General features: G+C 70.9%; 14 protein-coding genes. 5 read left to right on the top strand and 9 right to left on the bottom strand.

Annotated elements, in window-relative coordinates:
* Window positions 1-57 precede the first annotated feature (57 nt).
* A complete protein-coding gene (locus WMF28_RS31185; protein ID WP_437597026.1) occupies window positions 58-348 on the top strand; it encodes an oxidative damage protection protein in 291 nt (96 codons plus the stop codon).
* Window positions 349-536: 188 nt separating this feature from the next.
* Here WMF28_RS31185 and WMF28_RS31180 read toward each other — a convergent pair whose 3' ends face one another.
* Together WMF28_RS31180 and WMF28_RS31175 are read right to left on the bottom strand one after the other, a co-directional pair.
* Entirely contained in the window at window positions 537-1,319 is a 783-nt protein-coding gene (locus WMF28_RS31180) for a hypothetical protein (RefSeq protein ID WP_437597025.1), read from the bottom strand.
* Between the two features lie 71 nt (window positions 1,320-1,390).
* Window positions 1,391-1,633 (bottom strand): hypothetical protein, encoded by a 243-nt coding sequence (locus WMF28_RS31175; protein ID WP_437597023.1) that lies wholly within the window; start codon window positions 1,631-1,633, stop codon window positions 1,391-1,393.
* A gap of 143 nt (window positions 1,634-1,776) precedes the next feature.
* Here WMF28_RS31175 and WMF28_RS31170 point away from each other — a divergent pair, with 143 nt between their 5' ends.
* Both WMF28_RS31170 and WMF28_RS31165 read left to right on the top strand, forming a co-directional pair.
* On the top strand, window positions 1,777-2,862 hold the full coding sequence (locus WMF28_RS31170) for an esterase/lipase family protein (RefSeq protein ID WP_437597022.1): 1,086 nt from the start codon (window positions 1,777-1,779) through the stop codon (window positions 2,860-2,862).
* A 50-nt stretch (window positions 2,863-2,912) separates the two neighbouring features.
* Entirely contained in the window at window positions 2,913-4,688 is a 1,776-nt protein-coding gene (locus WMF28_RS31165) for a hypothetical protein (RefSeq protein ID WP_437597021.1), read from the top strand.
* Between the two features lie 15 nt (window positions 4,689-4,703).
* Here WMF28_RS31165 and WMF28_RS31160 read toward each other — a convergent pair whose 3' ends face one another.
* Window positions 4,704-6,140, bottom strand: coding sequence for a BamA/TamA family outer membrane protein (locus WMF28_RS31160; RefSeq protein WP_437597020.1), 1,437 nt, complete (start codon window positions 6,138-6,140; stop codon window positions 4,704-4,706).
* A gap of 229 nt (window positions 6,141-6,369) precedes the next feature.
* On the opposite strand from WMF28_RS31160, the gene WMF28_RS31155 reads away from it, so the two are divergent.
* Window positions 6,370-7,992, top strand: coding sequence for an NTP/NDP exchange transporter (locus tag WMF28_RS31155; RefSeq protein ID WP_437597019.1), 1,623 nt, complete (start codon window positions 6,370-6,372; stop codon window positions 7,990-7,992).
* Between the two features lie 117 nt (window positions 7,993-8,109).
* Here the strand turns inward: WMF28_RS31155 and WMF28_RS31150 are convergent, their stop codons facing one another.
* A complete protein-coding gene (locus WMF28_RS31150; RefSeq protein ID WP_437597017.1) occupies window positions 8,110-8,805 on the bottom strand; it encodes a hypothetical protein in 696 nt (231 codons plus the stop codon).
* A 769-nt stretch (window positions 8,806-9,574) separates the two neighbouring features.
* Here WMF28_RS31150 and WMF28_RS31145 point away from each other — a divergent pair.
* The gene (locus WMF28_RS31145; protein ID WP_437597016.1) at window positions 9,575-9,781 is read left to right on the top strand and encodes a hypothetical protein; all 207 of its coding nucleotides are present in this window, start codon (window positions 9,575-9,577) and stop codon (window positions 9,779-9,781) included.
* On the opposite strand, the gene WMF28_RS31140 is transcribed toward WMF28_RS31145, so the two are convergent.
* The 5 genes from WMF28_RS31140 to WMF28_RS31120 form a co-directional block, all read right to left on the bottom strand.
* Entirely contained in the window at window positions 9,739-11,361 is a 1,623-nt protein-coding gene (locus tag WMF28_RS31140) for a GDSL-type esterase/lipase family protein (protein ID WP_437597014.1), read from the bottom strand. The genes WMF28_RS31145 and WMF28_RS31140 overlap by 43 nt on opposite strands.
* Window positions 11,362-11,410: 49 nt before the next feature.
* The gene (locus WMF28_RS31135) at window positions 11,411-12,952 is read right to left on the bottom strand and encodes an FHA domain-containing protein (protein WP_437597013.1); all 1,542 of its coding nucleotides are present in this window, start codon (window positions 12,950-12,952) and stop codon (window positions 11,411-11,413) included.
* A gap of 394 nt (window positions 12,953-13,346) precedes the next feature.
* Window positions 13,347-14,033, bottom strand: coding sequence for a TIGR00266 family protein (locus tag WMF28_RS31130; RefSeq protein WP_437597012.1), 687 nt, complete (start codon window positions 14,031-14,033; stop codon window positions 13,347-13,349).
* Between the two features lie 16 nt (window positions 14,034-14,049).
* The gene (locus WMF28_RS31125) at window positions 14,050-14,718 is read right to left on the bottom strand and encodes a TIGR00266 family protein (RefSeq protein WP_437597011.1); all 669 of its coding nucleotides are present in this window, start codon (window positions 14,716-14,718) and stop codon (window positions 14,050-14,052) included.
* A 24-nt stretch (window positions 14,719-14,742) separates the two neighbouring features.
* Window positions 14,743-15,441, bottom strand: coding sequence for a TIGR00266 family protein (locus WMF28_RS31120; protein WP_437597010.1), 699 nt, complete (start codon window positions 15,439-15,441; stop codon window positions 14,743-14,745).
* Between the last annotated feature and the right edge of the window lie 12 nt (window positions 15,442-15,453).

Below are 15,453 nucleotides of genomic sequence, written 5' to 3'. Positions count from 1 at the left end.
CGGCTCCCCCTGGCTCGGCTAAGAACCCCGCGAAAAGGAAAAGGAGACGGGCAACTTATGGCGAGGATGGTCCACTGCGTGAAGCTCGGCCGTGAGGCGGAGGGGCTGGAGAAGCCGCCGCTCAAGGGCGAGGTGGGCAAGCGGATTTTCGACAACGTCTCCAAGGAGGCGTGGCGGATGTGGCTGGAGCACTCGAAGATGCTGATCAACGAGTACCGCCTCGATCTCATCTCCGAGGCCGGCCAGCGGCTCTGGATGACCGAGCTCGACAAGTACTTCTTCAGCGGCGGCAACGACGCCCCGCAGCTCCCGCCCGACTACGTGGCGCCCAAGGACAAGCAGGAGTAGCCGCTCCCCGTCGGCCCTGTCGCCGGCGGCGCTCCCGTCCACCTGCCGGCTGCGGTCCTGCGTTCCGGTGACCAGCCGGCTGCGGTCCTGCGTTCCCGTCACCTGCCGGCCGCGGTCCTGCGCTCCCGGCCCCCTCATCCGCACCGCCCGCCCCCCGGCTCACCCCCCCGGCTCCCCCCGCCCGCCCCTCACGGCAGCGGCCCCGGTGCCGGCAGCGCTCCGCCGCCGCGCACGAACTCGATCAGCGCTGCGCCCATCTGCTTGTCGACCTTCTCGCACTTCGCGCTGACCGCCCCCATCGTCGCGCCCTTGCACTCCTTCCGCCGCTCGGCGACCACCTTGCCGACCTTCTCGTCGGCCTGGAACGCGTCGCGCGTCTTCTGATCGAGGCTCTTCCACGGGATCGGCGCGAACTTAGGCTTCGGCGGCACGTGCAGCCGGACCTCCTCCGTCATCAGCGACGCGCAGGTCCCGTCCCAGCGCAGGACGTCGTAGCCGCCCCCGGCGCCGCTCACGACCATGCCGCCCGTGTCGGGCACCCGCTGATAGAGGATCAGCACCTCCTCATCGAAGAGCAGCTTGTCGTTCGATGACGATCCGCCGGAGGCGTTCCACGCCTCGGTATCGCGGGTGAGGTACCCGCGCGTGAACGGCGTCCCCTTGGCGAACAGGTTGAGCGCCACGTCCGGATAGAACCCGCCGCAGAGCCGCTTCACGAACGCCGCCGGCGGCAAGCACATCTTGTCCCGCTGCTCGCACGTCGTCGGGACCTGCTTCGACGCATCCGCCGCCGCGTCCTCCTCCTTCTTCCCGTCCCCTTCCTCCGCCGCCTCGCCGCCCGACGCCGCGGCCGGCGTCGCCGCCACGTCGGCGTCCGCAGGATCCGGCTCCGACGGAGGAGGCATCGCGCCGCCGCAAGCGACCAGGGAACCCATCAGAACAAGCGCAAAAGAGCTCTGGACAGATCGCATGGCCCACGAACCTACCGGAGCCGGCACGCCCCTCCGCATGGAAAAATAACATCACCCCGCGACGCAATGCGCTAACGCGGCATCGAAACCCCATGGCGCAATGCAGGAAACCTGCGCCACCGTTCACGACGCAATGCGCCAGTCGTCTCGACGGCCTCTTCGACGACCTCCTCGACGACCTCCTCGACGACCTCGAGGTTCTCGACGCCCTCGACGTTCTCGTCAGTCTCGAACGTCGCTCTCGAGCGCCGATCTCGCCAGACCGTCTCGCCAGACCGTCTCGAATGGTTCAGTTTTCCGACAGCACTTGACATCAGAGCCCCATCAGCAGAGTCTGAGCTGATTCCGGCAGGAGGTGGTCGTGCTGGATCTTTCTTCGTCCGCACTCTCATCATCGCGTATTGGCGGTTTGCGTAAGTGCAAGTCTCACACGGACGCGCGTCCAGAGGGACGACGGGTGTCCGCTGGTCTCCGGAGGTGTGCAACACTCGCATCCTGTGCGCTCCTCGCCGGCTGCGGCGCGGCCGAGGAGCAGTTCGATCCGTGGGGCACCGGCGAGGAGGTGATCACGGGGGCGGGCGGCAGCTCCGCCTCGGGCGGCTGGGAGGGCGCCGCGGAGGGCTCGGGCGGCGGCGGGGGCGGCTGGCCGTCGTCTGGGAAGCTCGGGCCGCCTTATCCCATCGTCCTCGCCCACGGCTTCTTCGGATTCGAGGACTTCGCGGGCGCGGGATACGTCAGCTACTTCTACAACCTCAAGCACACCCTCGGCGAGGGCGGCGAGGTGGTCTTCACGCCCTCGGTCGATCCGTTCAACAGCTCCACGTACCGCGGCGCCCAGCTGCTCGCGCGGATCGAGCACATCCTCGCCGAGACGGGCCACGAGAAGGTGAATCTCATCGCCCACTCGCAGGGAGGCCTCGACGCCCGCGTGGTCGCGCACGAGCGGCCCGATCTCGTCGCCTCCGTCGTGACCGTCGCCACGCCTCATCTCGGCTCGAAGATCGCCGACATCGCGCTCCAGCTCGTCGCCCACGAGCGGCTGCAGGACGTCCTCGACGATCTCCTCAATGCCATCGGGGCGCCGCTCTACGACCAGATAGGCAACGAGACGAGCGTCTTCACTTCGCTCGAGCAGTTCTCGACGCCCGGCATCGCGGAGTTCAACGCGAAGTACACAGACGCGCCCGGGGTGTTCTATGCCTCCTTCGGCGGCCGGACCGACCGCGCGCTCGGCGGCCGCGACTGCACGACGCTCGTCCCGGCGCCCTTCGTCGCGCAGTTCGACGACGGCCTCGATCCGGTGCACCCGCTGCTCTCGCTGACCGAGACGATCCTCGACGGCGGCTTCGGCGAGTCGATCCCGAACGACGGCCTTGTGCGCGCGCGGGACGCGCGATGGGGCCACTTCTGGGGCTGTCTCCCGGCCGACCATTTCGACGAGATCGGTCAGCTCTTCGGGCAGAGCCCGGGCGACGGGAACCCCTGGCTCTATATCGACTTCTACCGCGCCGTGATCGAGCGGCTCCGGCAAGAAGGCTTCTGACGAGCGAAAGCCGCCCCGATCGGCGCCCCGTCCAGTACCCTTCCGGGCCGATGCTCAAGGCGCCGCTCACCTGCTCGCTCCCGCTGCTCGCCCTGCTCAGCGCGGCCTGCAGCGGCGACGTGCGCCGGTTTCCCCTGCGCGATCCGGTCTGGCGCGACGCCGACCTGAACCCCGTCTCGGTGCCCTGCAGCCCCGATCCCGAGGCGCCCAGGGACGATCCGCAGCACCGCCTCTGCACGCCTGAGCCGTACGAGTCGTCGTTCGCGTGGGACGCGGCCGACAACCTCGTCTTCCGGCCCGTGACGCGGTTCTTCGCGGTGGATCCGGGAGGCGAGGCGGTCAACGTCAACAGCCTCGACGAGGTGCCGGACTCGAGCTGGTTCACGAACCGGATCGGGAAGCGGCCGCTCTCCGCCGAGGAGCTCGTGCGCGGGCCGTGCGGCGACAGGACGCTGGACGACGAGGCGCCGGACGGGTCCTGGGTCATCGACATGGGCAAGCCGAACGGCGCGAACCCCGGCTTCCGGATCAAGGTCGAGGGGATCGGCAAGTTCATGCTCAAGGCCGACCCCTCGGACCAGCCCGAGCGGGCCACCGGCGCCACAGCGATCGCGGCGCGCCTCTATCACGCCGCCGGCTTCTGGGCGCCGTGCGACTCGGTGGTCTACCTGAAGCCGTCGGTCCTGAAGCTCTCGCCCGGGCTCACCGTGACCGACAACAGCGGGACCACGAGGCCCTTCGACCGGGCGGCGCTCGACGGCGTGCTCGCCAAGGCCTCGAAGCGAGGAGACCGGGTCCGCATGGTCGCCTCGCGCTGGCTGCCGGGCCGCGCCCTCGGGCCCTTCAAGTACGAGGGGACCCGGGAGGACGACCCGAACGACGTCATCCCGCACGAGGACCGGCGCGACCTGCGCGGGGGGCGCCTGCTCGCCGCGTGGCTCAACCACTTCGACTCGCGCGAGCAGAACTCGATGGATGTCTGGCTCGCCGAGGACGGGGAGGACAAGGACGCATCGCCGGGCCACGTGCGGCACTACGCCATCGATCTCGGCGACTGCTTCGGCAGCGAGTGGGAGTGGGAGGACATCTCGAAGCGCCTCGGCCACGCCTACTACTTCGACGCCGAGTACGCGCTCCTCGACTTCGCCTCGCTCGGCATCCCCGAGCGGCCGTGGGACCGGGCGACCCGCGACCCGCAGGGCGACATCTTCGGCTTCTTCAGCGATCGCGACTTCCGGCCGGAGGGCTGGCGCGGCGGCTACCCCAACCCGGCCTTCGCGCGCATGACCGAGCTCGACGGCGCCTGGGCCGCCCGGACGCTCGCGCGCTTCACGCCGGAGCTCATCGAGGCGGCGGTGCGGATCGGCGACTTCACCGCCCCGCGGCACACAGCGTTCCTGATCGACAAGCTCATCCAGCGAAAGCGCGCGATCATGGCGCGTTACCTCACGCGCCTGTCGCCGATCGCCGACGTCGCCCTGGCCTCGCCGGCGGAGCTGTGCGGCGTCGACCTCGCGCGGCGCACCGGCGTCGCGCGCGCGCAAGACCTCCGCTACGAGGCCGCGATGTACGCCGGCGAGGCGCTCTCCCCGCGCGCGCGGCCGGTCGTGCGCCCCTCGCCGGACGGCCGCGTGTGCCTCTCGCTCCCGCACATCGAAGCCGATGGCGGCGCGCCCGACGACGCGCCCTCACGCTACGCCATCGTCGACCTCCTGAACGGACACGCGCCCGGCCCGCTGCGCGCCCACCTCTACGATCTCGGCCCGCGCCGCGGCTACAAGCTCGTCGGCATCGAGCGCCCCGACGAGGCCGATCCGCCCGACTGAGCTCCCCCCCGCCGTTCAGAATCCGCGGCTGGCGCCGATCATGAGGCGCAGCTCCTGCAGACTGGCTCCCTGCTCGAACGTCTCGGTCGCCGAGCCGATCAGGAAGTCGAAGGAGTGGTCGCGCGAACCGCTCGTGCGCAGGCCGAGCACGAACGACATGCGCAGGAGGTCGAGATCGAAGTCGCGGAGGTGCTCGCTGAACACGTTGCCCGCGGCGACCTGCACCGTGCCGTCGACGAACGCCCAGACCGGGTAACGGTACTCGAGCGTCGCCGCGGCGGCGCTCCGCCCGCGGAGGCGCCCTTCGCGGAACCCATGCATCGGCGCGCCGCCGCCGAGCTCGACGAGCTCGGCGAAGGGGACCTCGGCGGGGCCGAGCGGGTCCGCGAAGGCCGCCGAGAGGGCGAGGCTCACGATGCGATCGTGCCCGGTGAGATCGACGAAGCCGCCCAGCGTGCCGCCGTAGCGGAGCCATCGGCTCTGCAACGGTCGCTCCAGGTCGACGGCGTGCTCCCCGGAGAGCTCCAGCCGGACGCCGTGGCCCCGCTCGGGGCGCGGCCGCCGCGAGTCGAGGGCGGCCCGGGCGCCGATCCGGTAGGCCGTGTACCCCGCGTCGAACGAGGGGGGCAGCGGATAGCGGCCGTTCGCGACCCGCCAGCCGACCGTCGGCTCGCAGCAGATGTCGTCGAAATCGACGGTCTTCGCGCCGGTGTACGCCTCGACGAAGCTGAACGCGTCGAAACCGACGTGGACCGTCGCGCTCCCCTCGACGCTGCGGGCGCTGTAGCGGGCCCAGTCGCGCCCCAGGGACCTCGGGCCGATCCCCGAGAACAGCCAGTCAGGCCGGGCGTCCGCCTCGCCGCGGAGCTTCACGTACGCGCGCTCGTCGAGCGGGATGCGGTCGGCGATCGTGAGCCTCAGCCAGTCGATCCCGCCGGTCGCCGCGTGCACGCGGAGCTCGTTGCCGGGGAAGAACAGGTCGTCATAGAAGATGTAAACACCGACGCTCGCGCGAAACCCGAAGTCGAGGAGCGCCGTCGGGACGATGCCAATGGTGTCGTTGGGCCCGAAGGTGAAGATGTCCTTGAGCTCCTCGATCCACTTGCCCTGCTCCGCCGCGACCGTGAGATAGCCCAGCGGCCGCCGGACCAGGTACTCGCTGACGAGGTAGGCGGGGAAGAGCGCGACGCGCGGCACCCAGAGCAGCGCGTCGCCGACGCTCGCCCCCTCGTCCGGACGACCATCGTAGTCCGGCAGAGGACGCTTCGCGCTGGGCGCCTGCGGCGCCGCGGCGGGAGATCGCCCCGGCGGGGCCGGCTCAGCCTCCCTCGCCTCCGGCGCGGCCAGCGCCTCGGCGCACAGCGACAGTACGGCGCAGCTCGCGAGCGCGGCCGTGCGCCGCCGCCAACCCGGGCCGAGCGCGCGCGTCCATCCCTTCTCGTTCGTGCCCAATCCGCCTCGTCTCTCGCACGTCGCCACGCGGGAGCCTAGCGGAGTTCCCGGCCCGAGAGACTTTTGTCCGCGCCACGCGCCCCTGTCGAACCCCCTGTGCGGCGCTTCACACGGACGGCGCCGAGAGGGATGTTGCCGGCCGGGACCAGGCTCGATAGCCTCCCGCGTTCGGGCATCGGTCCTGTTCCGGTGCCGCCTGAACGGCGGTTTTCCCGGGATGGAGCGGCGCGTGGCGAGCACAGGCGAGAACGAGGCACGATCCCGAGGGGGGCTCCACAGGCTCCTCTCCATCTTCGCCGAGGTGAAGCCGCGCGAGGTCTTCAGCGTCCTCGTCCTGACGCTGAACGTCTTCCTCCTGCTCACGGGCTATTACCTCCTCAAGGTGGTCCGCGAGCCGCTGATCCTCGCGGGCGGCGGGCTCGAGATCGGAGGACAGCAGCTCGACCTCGACGGTCCAGAGGTGAAGGCCTACGCGGCGGCGGGCCAGGCGCTGCTCCTCGTGGGCGTGGTCCGCGCCTACGGCGCCATGGCCAGGCGCTTCGGACGCATGCAGCTCACCACCGCGCTGACGCTCTTCTTCGCCGGCAACCTCGTCCTCTTCTTCCTTCTCGCGCGCCTCGGCGTCCCCCTCGGGGTGCCGTTCTATCTGTGGGTGGGCTGCTTCAACCTCACCGTGATCGCGCAGTTCTGGTCGTTCGCCAACGATGTCTACACCCCCGAGCAGGGCAAACGGCTCTTCGCGATCGTCGGTATCGGGAGCTCGCTCGGCGCCATGCTCGGCGCGCAGATCGCGAAGCGCGTCTATGTGCCAATCGGCCCCTACAACATGATGCTCCTCGCGGCGGGCGTGCTGCTCGCCTGCCTGTGGCTCACGTACATCGTCCACCGCGACGACCTCGCGCGCCTCGGCGGCGAGAAGGCCAGGGCCGACGCGCCGCCCGGCGGCGCGGCCGGCGGATTCAAGATCATCGCGCGCGACCGCTATCTTCTCCTGATCGCCGGCCTGACGCTCGTCCTCAACTGGGTGAACTCGACAGGCGAGTACATCCTCGATCGCACCCTGATCGAGTCCGCCACGAGCGCGCTCAGCCCGGAGAGCGCGCCGCGCGACGCAGACGAAAGGGAGCCGGCCGCCGCCGGGGCCGAGGGCGCAGACCCGGGCGCGCCCCTCGCGGCGGGCGCCCCGGTCTACCTCGTCGATCCGGCGGCGTCGCGCCTGCTGGAGGGGAAGATCGCCGCCGTCAAGGGCGGGGCGTTCGACGTCGAGGCCGGCGGCGAGGTCGTCGAGGGCGCCGGGAAGGGGCTCGTCCACCCGCGCACCGAGAAGGGGAAAGAGGCGGCGCTCGGCGCGATCATCGGCACCTTCAAGGGCGATTTCTTCTACTGGGTGAACACCTTCGGCGTCATTTTGCAGCTCTTCCTTGTCTCGCGCATCTTCAAGTACCTCGGCGTGCGGTTCGCCCTGTTCCTCCTCCCGACCATCGCCGTCCTCGGCTACGCGTCCCTCGCCGTCCTGCCCGCGCTCGCCGTCGTGCGCGTCGCGAAGATCGCCGAGAACAGCACCGATTACTCGGTCCAGAACACGGCGCGGCAGGCGCTCTTCCTGCCGGTCGGCCGCGACGCGAAGTACAGCGCCAAGGCCGCCATCGACACCTTCGTCGTCCGCGCGGGCGACGTGCTCGCCGCCGTCGGGGTGATCGTCGGCCAGGTGCTCGCGCTCTCCATCCGCCACTTCGCGATGATCAACATCGCGCTCGCGCTCGTGTGGCTCGGCGTCGTGATCGGCATCGCCCGGGAGCACAAGCGGCGCGCCGCGGACGAGCCGGACGCCGAGGGCCTGAAGGCCGCGTAGCTCCCCTGGCGGGATTCCTGGCGGGACTGTTCTGCGGCGCCGAACCGTCGCGATCCGTCGCTTCCACGACGAAGCGGGTGCCGTCGATGACCTCGAGAAGGTCGGGCTGAAGCGGAGCTACGCGGCCTTCGCCGGACTCGGGTTCAGCTGGAGGAAGCGGCGCTGGTAGGCGTACGAGCGAAAGCGGATCTGCAGCGGCGGCTCGTTGCCGCTCTTGATCTCGAGCTTCGCGCCGTCGTCGTGCTCGGCGCAGTGCGGGATGCGCAGCGTGTAGCTCGTGCCGCCGCCGGTGCGCACCGCGATGCTCCCGAGCGCGAGCCCGGCCGCGGCGACGGCCACGTTGGTCCCGGTCTGGCCGTCGTCCGCCTTCGCCTCGATGCCGCGAGTCGCCGGCTTCGCGCACACGCAGCAGCCTTCCGGCCAGCTGATCGTCTCGCTCGTCACCGGCACCGGAAAGCCCGGCTGCGGGTGGACGTAGTCGCCGGCGAGCACGGTGAGGACGCGCTTGTCGACGAGGTACGCGGCCTGGCACTTGTCGCAGAACGCCGGGTCGTCGGTGTGGTTGAGCTCGATCTCCGCGAGCGTCGCCTGGCAGCGCGGGCACGTCGCGGTGCCGGCCAGGTCCCTGGCGACAAGGAGCGACCCGAACGCGAACACCGCGAACCCGATGCCGCCGACCAGACAGAGCAGCCACAGCGGACCGGAGCGGCCGATCATCGCGCGGAAACAGAGGAACGAGAGGCCGACGAGCACCGCCGTGATGACGGCGTACTTGATGGTGGAGCCGGTGTTGCGGGTCACGGTGGACGTCATGAGCGCAACCTTAGCGCCGGTCGACCCTCGAGCGCGCGCCGAACGCTGTCGCGGAAAGAGGGTAGAGGGTAGAGGGTAGGATGGTAGCGCTTCCAGACGCCTTCCGGCGGTCCAGTGCCATCCTGCCCCACATGCCCGTTGACGTGATGCCCGGAGCGCGACGCCGTCTCGATGCGCCGGAAACATGCACGAATTCGGTAAGTTGGCGGGTCCGATGGGGCCAAGAGGGCGTCGGAGTACGGGTCGCACGCGCGAAGAGAGCGCTTGTAGGACTTCTCTTGAAGTCCGCTAACATTGAATGGCTGGGAAGACTCGTGTGGTGTTTCCGCGGGCGCGGTATTGGAGATAAATGGCAATGAAACGAGCGTTGTGACGAGCGTGTGCGTCTTCAAGGCCACCTCCATGGTCAGTCTGGATGAAAATGCATGCCATGTCGATTCTGGCTCAGCGTGGCTCGTCTCATGCGTGGCGCTCGAGCCCGCCCTCCGGTCCCACGGTCCATATTATCGATCACAGCCCGCTCGGCGTCATTGGCCATCTCGACCGCTGACCCCCCTGAATGACGCGCTTGGATATCCTTTCCACCCCCGCATGTCCTTCCCCTGTCCATGGTGGGTAGGTAGCGTGGCCGACGATTAAGAGCGCCGAACAAAACCGGACCGAGCCAGGCAGCCGAGGGTGGGTGCAGCGCTAGGCGCGACGAGGAGCCCTACTGAAGCAGGGCGACGCTACGTCGACCTGCTCTTCGAGGTCGCTCGTCGACCGGCTCGTGCACCGCGCCGAGGTGATCGAGATCGAGGCCGAGAGCTACCGGCTGAAGGAAGTCGAGGAGCTGAGCGCCACCCGCAGCAAGCAGCGCCGCACAAATGAAGCGCTGAGCGGCCTCTTCACCCAGCTCGTTTCTGGCGGGATCTCCGACGCACCGAACCCGCGTCAGGGCCGGCCCGCGGCCGCGCTCGCCTTCCAGGCCTCGTAGGCCTCCATCAAGGCCAGGTACAGCCAGCGGCCGATGACCTCGGCCCCCGCGCCCGACGGGTGCGCGAGATCGGCGCCGCCGAGCCCCCGCTGGACCCAGACCCCCATCGACCCGGAGCCTCCCATCGCGCCGAACGTGTCGAAGTAGCCGCAGCCGACCTGCGCGGCCACCCGGCGCTGGATCGCCGCGAGCTTCGGGATCACCGGGCGGCTCCTGTAGACCTCGCCCTTCTTGTCGGCGCGGTCCATCGGGCCCACGAGCATGCACGACGACTCGGGCAGCGCCGCCGTCACCTGCTCGAGCACCGCCTTCATCGTCGACTCGACCTGATCGAGCGGGAACAGCTCGCCGTCCTCGCTCTCGTTCATGCCGTAGTGGAACACCGTCAAGGACGGGCTCCGCGCGCGCAGCTGCTCGGCGAAGTGCGCGTCATCGCTCTTGTCGAGGAAGCGGATGCGGCAGCCCTGGATGCCGATCGCGTCGAGCACCACCCCCGGCTCGTCCCGCTCCATCCAGACGCCGAACGCGCGCACCCCCGGGCCGTGCGCGCGCACCTCGATCCCGTGCGGCCCGTCGGGCACCTCGTAGGTCGCGATCGCCGAGCCGGCCTCCGCGGCCCGGGTGTCGATCATCTCCCGGCTCTCGCCGTCGATCTTGATCTCCATCCGCCCACCCTCGGGGTGCTTCAGGTAATCGACGGCGAACCGCGAGACCGCGCGCCCGTAGGTCCCGGTCTCCGCGGTGGCGAAGCGCGAGAACACCCCCGCGCCCTGCGAGCGGAACGACACGCCCCCGAGCCCGTAGAGCCCGTCCTTGGCGAACGGGCCCACGACGCGGCTCACCTGCCAGCCGCGGCTGGCGAAGCGGACGACGTCGTTGTGGAAATATCCAGGCCAGGCGTTGGCCATCAGCATGAACCCGTGGCCCGCGTCGCCGAACCGCTTCTGCAGCTTGCGCCGCAGCGTCGACGTCACGAAGTCGCTCGCCACGATGGAGTCGCCGAAGTAGGTGATGCGCGCGATCGAGCCCGGCGCCTTGCGCTCCACGGCGGCGAGCGCGCGGAAGAACGGCGTCATCGCCTTGCCGCTCGGGTCCTCGATCGGGCGCGGCGGCTTCCCCTCGGAGGCGACCGCGGCCGGCAAGAGCTCTGCGGCCGCGGCCGGCAGCGCGACCTCCTCGGGCTGGCGCAGCTCGGCCTGCTCGGTGGTCTCCGTGGCGAGCGTCGTCTCGCCGATCGATGCCACGGGCGCCGGCGCCGGGACCACGACGAGCCCCTCGCCCTCGGGCAGCGGCGTGAGCAGCCGCAGCCGCGACAGGCTCGGGTGCGCGTAGGGCAACAGCACGAGCAACGCGAGCGTCGCCAGCGCCCCGGCAGCCGACGAGACGAGCCCATTCCGCGGCGAGCCCACCGGCGCGCCGCCCGCTGGAGGAGCGTCGCGTCCGCCGGGCGGAGGCACGTCGTGGACGGCCGGCTCGTGGACGGCCGGCTCGTGGACGGCCGGCTCGTGGACGGCCGGCTCGTGGACGGCCGGCTCGTGGACGGCCGGCTCGTGGGCGCTTGTGCTGCTCGTGGAGGTCATCGACGCGCGCGGACGGGAGAGGGAGGCGCTCTGCGGCGACACGCCCCGCTCAGGGGGACGCATCCCGATCGGGCGGAGGCGTGCGCTTCTCCAGCTTGTCCAGGGCCGCGGTCGCCCTGTCGCGGCAGCTCATGTCGCCCTGGTGGATGCAGATCGCGCGCAGCAGCTTGATCTCGCTGGCCGACGCGCGCCCGCCCCAGACCCTCGGCTCGAGCGTCTTTCGTTGCGCCGGGTACGCGCTCGAGTCGAGCGGAGAGCTCGCCTGCGGGGTGCCCGCGTCGGCGACCTTGGGCGTCGAGGCCGACGGCGTGGGCGCGGGCGCCGGCGAGGGCGTATGCTGCGGGGACCAGGACGTCTGCGGGCTGCTCTGCTGCGGCGCGGGCTCCGGCTCGGGCTCGGGCGGCGCTTCGGGGTCGACCTGCCGCCGCATCTCGGCCACCCGCGCGCGGAGCGCCGTCGGGACGCTCGTCGTCTTCGCGATCTCGTTGAGCAGCGCGAGCTTCTCTTCCTTCGTCCCGGCCCGCTCGACCTGCTGGAACATCGCCTCCGCCCAGCGCTCCTCGATCTCCCGGAAGCGCTGCGTCTCCCGGACCGGCGCCGTCTCGGCGATCTCCTGCAGCTTCCGGTGCGCGACGTCGATGTTCCCCGCGCGGAAGTGCTCCTCCGCCGCGTCGAGGAGCTGCGCGTCGTTCCCCCCGAGCTCCGGCGTCGGGGGCCGCGGGTCCGGCTCGGGCGCCTCCGGCCCCTGCGAGCGGGCGCGGGTGACCGCGACCACGGCGATGATGAGGATCACGACGACCGCAAGGAGGAGCCCCATCGCCTTGCTCGTCCCGCCGAGCGAACGGGACGACGGCACCGACGGGGCCACGCTCCCGTACGATCCCGGCGCGGCCGCCGAGCCGGAAGCGCCGTCCGGCCCGGCGCGAAAGATCTTGCCGGCGGCGACGAAGCGGAGCCGCACGTCGCCGAGCTCGAGCGCGTCGCCCGCCTCGAGCAGGCCTCGCTTCAGCTCGACGCCGTTGATGCGCACGCCGTTCGCGCTCTGCTTGTCGACGACCTCGTAGCGGCCGTTGCCCAGGCTGATGAGCTCGGCGTGCAGGCGGCTCACCGAGCTGTGGTTGATCGAGATCGTCGCGTCCTCGGAGCGCCCGATCGTGAACCGCTCGCCGTCGAGCGGGAACTCGGCGCCGGGGGTCGGGCCGACGACCATGACGAGCCGGTTGGGGCGGGTGTGGAGCGGCAGGTGCGCCGTGCTGCGGCTGCCGGGCGGCGGCGTCGGGCTCGTCACCGCGGACGACAGCGCCTCATCGACGATCTCGATGCGGTAGTCGCCGAGCTGCACGAGGTCGCCGTGGCGCAGGTGCTGCTCGCCGGTGACCCGTCCGCCGTTGACGTACGTGCCGTTGTAGCTGTCGAGATCGCGGATGACCCAACCCTGGCCGTTCTTCGCCAGCGTCGCGTGCTGCCGCGAGACGTTGCGGTCGGTCAGCCGGATCGAGTTCGACTCTCCGCGCCCGAGCGCATATTCCTCATGGGCGAGGGGGAGCCCCGTCTGTTTCCCCTCGTCATCCTCGATCGTCAGCTTCCACATAGCGGGTTCGGGGCATTCAGGCGAAGCCAGGCACGCTCCGCGAGCGCCTGTAGATCCGTGGCATCCACCGCTCGCCGTACGAGCCTCCTCAGCGAGGCCCGCCTACTTTAGCGAGTCCGCCTCCGGGAAGGCAATGACGGCGCACCACCCCATGGCGGGCGGCCCGGACCGCAACGTCTCACCGGCCGCCGGCAGCCAGCGCCGGGCAAGCACCGGGCGGGCCAGCCTGCCGGCGCGGCGGCAGGGGCGCGTCCCTGCGCGGCCAGCCGCCCGCAGCCCGCCGGCGGGACGCGGCGGCGCCGGGCCCGCGCGCAGCCGCGGCGGAACATCGCGTCCGTTGGGCGATCCGCCGGCGACCCGCCCGGGGGCCGCGGCCTTCGTGACGCGCAGCGGGCTAATGGCCGCCTCCCACGGGCCGGAACGGGTGGAGGAACGCCGAGAGCGCCCCCGGGTTCCGGGTCTGCAGCCAGAGCCGCCCGTGCCCCTGGAACTCGCAGACGAGCCCCTCGCCGGACAGGAACAGGCCCTTCAGGCCGGCCAGCTTGCGCACCTGATACCGCAGGCCCTCGGTGAACGCGAGCAGGTGTGTGTTGTCGCAGATATATCCCTCGTGCTGGCGACCGACGTCGATCGCGTGGATACCGCCGTAGCTCGAGAACCAGATCAGGCCCTCGCCATAGGCCCGGAGCAGCGACAGGCCGCCGGCGAAGAAGCCCTTGGCCCCCTGCCACTTCGTGTCGAGCGTGATGCCGGGCGTGGAGGCGAGGTAGGCGCCCGACTGGAGGAAGACCTCCATCCCCGAGCGCAGCACGATGCGCTCGACCGACCCCTCGGGCGCCGGCGCGAGCCGCATCGACTGCATGGGCGCCGTCGCGGTGAAGGTGTTCTGGAAGAGGCTCTCTCCCGCCGTCAGCCTGCGCTTGAGCGCGCTGGCGAGCCCCCCTTGCAGGCTCGTCTTCATGTCGATGGCCGCGTCGCGCGCCACCATCGCGCCGCTCTCGGCGATGATCTGCTCGCCGGCGTGCTCGAAGGTCACGTGGAGGACGCCGAACTCGGGGTTGTCTCGGATCTCGTCGCGCACGCCGCCCCCTGGATCTCTAGGGTTGCCGCGGGGCGAGCCGCGCGCCGATCGCCGCGCCGTACCTGCCGGCGTTGCGCGACTGGACCCACAGGCTGCCGCGCCCCTCGACGTGGCAGACGAGGCCCTCGCCCGAGAGCCACGTGCCGAGCCACGTCGACGTGTTCTTGTCGATCCGGCAGGAGAGCGTCGACTCCCACGCTGCGAGGTGGCCCGTGTCGACGACGACGTGGCCTTTCACAGGGAGCTCCTCGAGCGCGCCGAAGGCGCCGATGATCATCTGACCTTGCCCCGCCGTCTCGAGGGCGAAGAGCCCCGCTCCCGAGAAGAAGCCGCGCAGGCCGCCCGAGCGCGTCTTCACCTCGACCGCCGGGCTGGACGCGACATACGCGCTGCTCTGGACGCACCATTGCCTGTCGCCCACCTCGAGCACCGCCATGTCCCCCGAGAGCGGCGTCGCGAACAGCACCTCTCCGCCGCCGCCCTCGGCGGCGAACGCGTTCCGGTAGAACGACTCTCCGGCCAGCATCCGCTTCAGGCCCGACATGATGCCGCCCGCCTGCGTCTCCACCCGCACGTTGGTCGACATGCCCACGAGCGCGCCGCTCTCGGCGATCACGCGCTCGCCCGGCGCGAGCCAGCACTGCGCGAGGGCCTGGGAGGGACGGTAGAGGAGATTCACCTGCATCGGACGAATGTCTCCGTCGCCCGCTCAGGGCGGGAGCAGCGGCGCGAGCCAGCCCACGAGCGCGCCGGCGCTGCGCGACTGGATCAGCACGCGGCCGCGGCCGGTGAACTCGCACACGACACCTTCGCCGGAGACCATGAGGCCCATGAGCCCGCCGCCAGGGCTCCTGATCTTGAGCGCGAGGGACGCGTCGAACCCGACGAGGTGCCCGCTGTCCACGACGAGCGACCCGTCGCACGGGAGCTCCTCGATCGCGCCGTAGCTCGTGATCCAGAGATCGCCGACGCCGGAGGCCTCGATGAAGAAGATGCCCTCCCGCGCGAGCACGGCGCGCAGCCCACCCCAGCGCACCTTCACGTCGATGTCGCCCGCGCTCGCGAGGTACGAGCCCGCGCTGAAGAGCATCGTCTCCCCCTGGAGGGGGACGTGCCTCACGCGGCCGCTGAGCGGCGGGGCGAGCCACACCCACCCGCCGCCCTCGGGCGCCTCGATGTGGTTCACGAAGAACGTCTCGCCGCCCGCGAGCTTCCGGAGCAGCGCGATGACGAAGGCCTTGAGCCGCCCGAAGAGCCCGGCCCCGCGGCCCGCGTTGAGCCGGACGATCGTCCGCAGGCTCGGCGAGCGCGCGACCATCGCGCCCGCCTCCGCGAGCAGCGCCTCGCCCGGATCGAGGCTGACCTCCAGCAGCGAGGACGACGGCTCATGCTTGGTGCGATGCTGCATTCGTCCACCTGC

The organism is Sorangium sp. So ce590, assembly GCF_051521365.1.
In the GTDB taxonomy this organism is placed as follows: domain Bacteria; phylum Myxococcota_A; class Polyangia; order Polyangiales; family Polyangiaceae; genus Sorangium.
Note: the sequence above shows the minus strand (reverse complement) of the source record. Positions and strands in the feature narration are given on the sequence as shown.

Bases quoted from the DNA above. Each gene is read 5' to 3' on its own strand.
- WMF28_RS31165 (WP_437597021.1), top strand. From the start codon at position 2,913: ATGCTCAAGGCGCCGCTCACCTGCTCGCTCCCGCTGCTCGCCCTGCTC.
- WMF28_RS31175 (WP_437597023.1), bottom strand. From the start codon at position 1,633: ATGTCAAGTGCTGTCGGAAAACTGAACCATTCGAGACGGTCTGGCGAG.
- WMF28_RS31185 (WP_437597026.1), top strand. From the start codon at position 58: ATGGCGAGGATGGTCCACTGCGTGAAGCTCGGCCGTGAGGCGGAGGGG.
- WMF28_RS31140 (WP_437597014.1), bottom strand. From the start codon at position 11,361: ATGACCTCCACGAGCAGCACAAGCGCCCACGAGCCGGCCGTCCACGAG.
- WMF28_RS31125 (WP_437597011.1), bottom strand. From the start codon at position 14,718: ATGCAGGTGAATCTCCTCTACCGTCCCTCCCAGGCCCTCGCGCAGTGC.
- WMF28_RS31180 (WP_437597025.1), bottom strand. From the start codon at position 1,319: ATGCGATCTGTCCAGAGCTCTTTTGCGCTTGTTCTGATGGGTTCCCTG.
- WMF28_RS31120 (WP_437597010.1), bottom strand. From the start codon at position 15,441: ATGCAGCATCGCACCAAGCATGAGCCGTCGTCCTCGCTGCTGGAGGTC.
- WMF28_RS31135 (WP_437597013.1), bottom strand. From the start codon at position 12,952: ATGTGGAAGCTGACGATCGAGGATGACGAGGGGAAACAGACGGGGCTC.
- WMF28_RS31150 (WP_437597017.1), bottom strand. From the start codon at position 8,805: ATGACGTCCACCGTGACCCGCAACACCGGCTCCACCATCAAGTACGCC.